Origin of the sequence: Micromonospora sp. AMSO12t, from assembly GCF_008806585.1 — a bacterium.
GTDB classification, from domain to species: domain Bacteria; phylum Actinomycetota; class Actinomycetes; order Mycobacteriales; family Micromonosporaceae; genus Micromonospora; species Micromonospora reichwaldensis.
Genome location: NZ_WAAS01000460.1, coordinates 1 through 2,313 on the forward strand (window position 1 = coordinate 1; position 2,313 = coordinate 2,313).

A 2,313-nucleotide genomic window follows, 5' to 3' on the forward strand; every position below is an offset into this window, starting at 1 on the left:
CGGGGCGGGTCACAGGTCCGGCCGTCCCTCGTCCGGGGTGGAGGCGAGCGCGTGGAATCGGCGGGCGATCCGACCCGCCCCGTACGCGAGCCGGCCCGCCTCGACCGCGTACCGCATCGCGGTGGCCATCGCCACCGGGTCGGCGGCGCGGGTGACCGCGCTGGCGAGCAGCACCGCGTCGCAGCCCAGCTCCATGGCCAACGCGGCGTCCGAGGCGGTGCCGATGCCGGCGTCCAGGATCACCGGCACGTCGACGCTCTGCCGGATCAGCCGGATGTGGTGCGGGTTCGACACACCCAGGCCGGAGCCGATCGGCGCGCCCGCCGGCATCACCGCCGCGCAGCCGACGTCGGCCAGCCGCCGGGCCAGGATCGGGTCGTCCGACGTGTACGGCAGCACGACGAACCCGTCGTCGACGAGTTCCTCGGCGGCGCGCAGCAGCTCCACCCCGTCGGGCAGCAGCGTGCGCTCGTCGCCGATCACCTCCAGCTTCACCCAGTCCGTGCCGAACGCCTCCCGGGCCAGGTGCGCCACCTTGACCGCCTCGCCCGCCGTGTAGCAGCCGGCGGTGTTCGGCAGCAGCCGTACGCCGCAGCGGTCGAGCAGGTCCAGCAGCCCGCCGGCCGTGCCGGGGGCGGTGTCGACGCGGCGCAGGGCCAGGGTGACCAGTTCGGTGCCGGAGGCACGGATGGCGTCCTCCAGCACGCGCAGGTTGGCCGCGCCGCCGGTGCCGAGGATCAGCCGGGAGGTGAAGCTCACGCCGCCCAGGTCGAAGCTCACCGCGTCACCCGCCCTGGGCGGCGCTGAGCACCTCGACGCGGTCACCGTCGCGCAGCACGGTCGCCGGCCAGCCCGTACGCGGCACCACCTCCCCGTTGACCGCGACGGCGAGGCCGCGCTGCTGGTCGGTGACCGCGCGGACCAGGTCCGCCACGGTCGAGCCGCCGGGCAGGCTGCGCCCGGCACCGTTCACCGTCAGTTCCACGTGTGCTCCTCCTCGGTCGACAGGGGGCCGGACCGACCATCGGCGGCCATGACGCCCGGTTCCCCGCCGGACGCCCGCATCGCCCCGGCCACCGGCACCGCACCGGTCGCCGGCGTCGCGCCCACCACCGGCCCCGACCCGGCCGCCCGCGTCGCGCCGGACCCCGGCGCCGGCTGCCCGGGCCGCTGCTGCGGGTCGCGGAGCCCTGCTGCCGGCGGCACACCGGCCACCGGCGTCGGGGTCACCGGCGGCGGGAACCGGGCCGGGGTGAAGGGGGCGAGCAGTGGGTCCGCCGCACCCGTGACGACCAGCTCGGCGATCAGGTCGGCGGTGACCGGGGTGAGCACGATGCCGTGCCGGTGGTGTCCGGTGGCGGCGACGACGTCGGGCCGGCCGGGCAGCGGGCCGAGGATCGGGGCGTTGTCGGGGGTGCCGGGGCGCAGGCCGGCGAGTGTCTCCACCAGGTCGTACTCGGCCAGCTCGGGCAGCAGGTCGACGGCGGCGCGGAGCAGGCGCAGCACCGCCCCGGCGGACACGTCGGTGTCGGAGCGCTCCTCGACGGTCGCGCCCACCACCACCTCCCCGTCGGCGCGGGGCACGAGGTAGACGTGCTCGCCGTCGGCGTACCCCCGGATGACGTGCCGGAAGCCCGGCGCGCCGCCGCCGGGCGCGTGGAGCCGGACCACCTGCCCCTTCACCGGCCGCACGGGCAGCCCCGTCAGGGCCGCCGCGCCGCAGCCGGCCGCGACCACGGTGACCGCGGCGTCCACGTCGGACAGGGAGCGCACGGCGGCGGGCACCAGCGTGGCGCCGGCCCGCTCGGCGGCCGTGCGCAGCGCGGGCACGAGCCGGCGCGGGTCGACCTGGTGGTCGGTTTCGGCGAGCGCGCCGCCGCGCACCCGGGGTGCCAGCGCCGGCTCGCGGTCCCGCAGCGCCGTGGGGCGCAGCGGCGTCACCGGCAGCCCGATCCCCTGCTGGTACGCCCACAGCCGCCGCGCCTCGGCCAGGTCGTCGGCGGTCAGCCCGACCATCAGCGTGCCCTCGGTCCGGTAGCCGACGTCCACGCCGGCGGCGGCGGTCAGCTCGGCGGCGAACGCCGGCCAGCGGGCGGCGGAGGCGGTCAGCAGCCCGGTCAGCTCGTGCTCGCCGAAGTACGCCTCGGCGACCGGGGCGAGCATCCCGGCGGCGACGTGGGACGCGCCGGAGCCCGGGGCGGGATCGTGCACGACGACCCGCAGTCCGCGCTGCGCGCAGCGCCAGGCGATCGCCAGCCCGACCGGTCCCGCCCCCACCACGGCGACGTCCGGTCGGTTCAGCACCCCAGCGCT

3 protein-coding genes are annotated in these 2,313 nt (G+C 78.0%); all 3 read right to left on the reverse strand.

Annotated features, from left to right (window positions below):
* Positions 1–9 precede the first annotated feature (9 nt).
* Genes F6X68_RS32210 through thiO form a run of 3 tightly spaced genes read right to left on the reverse strand, consistent with a single transcriptional unit; the run spans position 10 to position 2,304 of the window.
* Positions 10–780: a thiazole synthase gene (locus tag F6X68_RS32210; protein WP_151457770.1), complete on the reverse strand. Its 771-nt coding sequence runs from the start codon at positions 778–780 to the stop codon at positions 10–12.
* A 4-nt stretch (positions 781–784) separates the two neighbouring features.
* Positions 785–985, reverse strand: coding sequence for a sulfur carrier protein ThiS (thiS, locus tag F6X68_RS32215; protein WP_132230919.1), 201 nt, complete (start codon positions 983–985; stop codon positions 785–787).
* Complete coding sequence (gene thiO / locus F6X68_RS32220) at positions 976–2,304, reverse strand: glycine oxidase ThiO (RefSeq protein WP_225852563.1); 1,329 nt, start codon at positions 2,302–2,304, stop codon at positions 976–978. Before thiO ends, thiS begins: the two co-directional genes overlap by 10 nt.
* Positions 2,305–2,313: the final 9 nt, after the last annotated feature.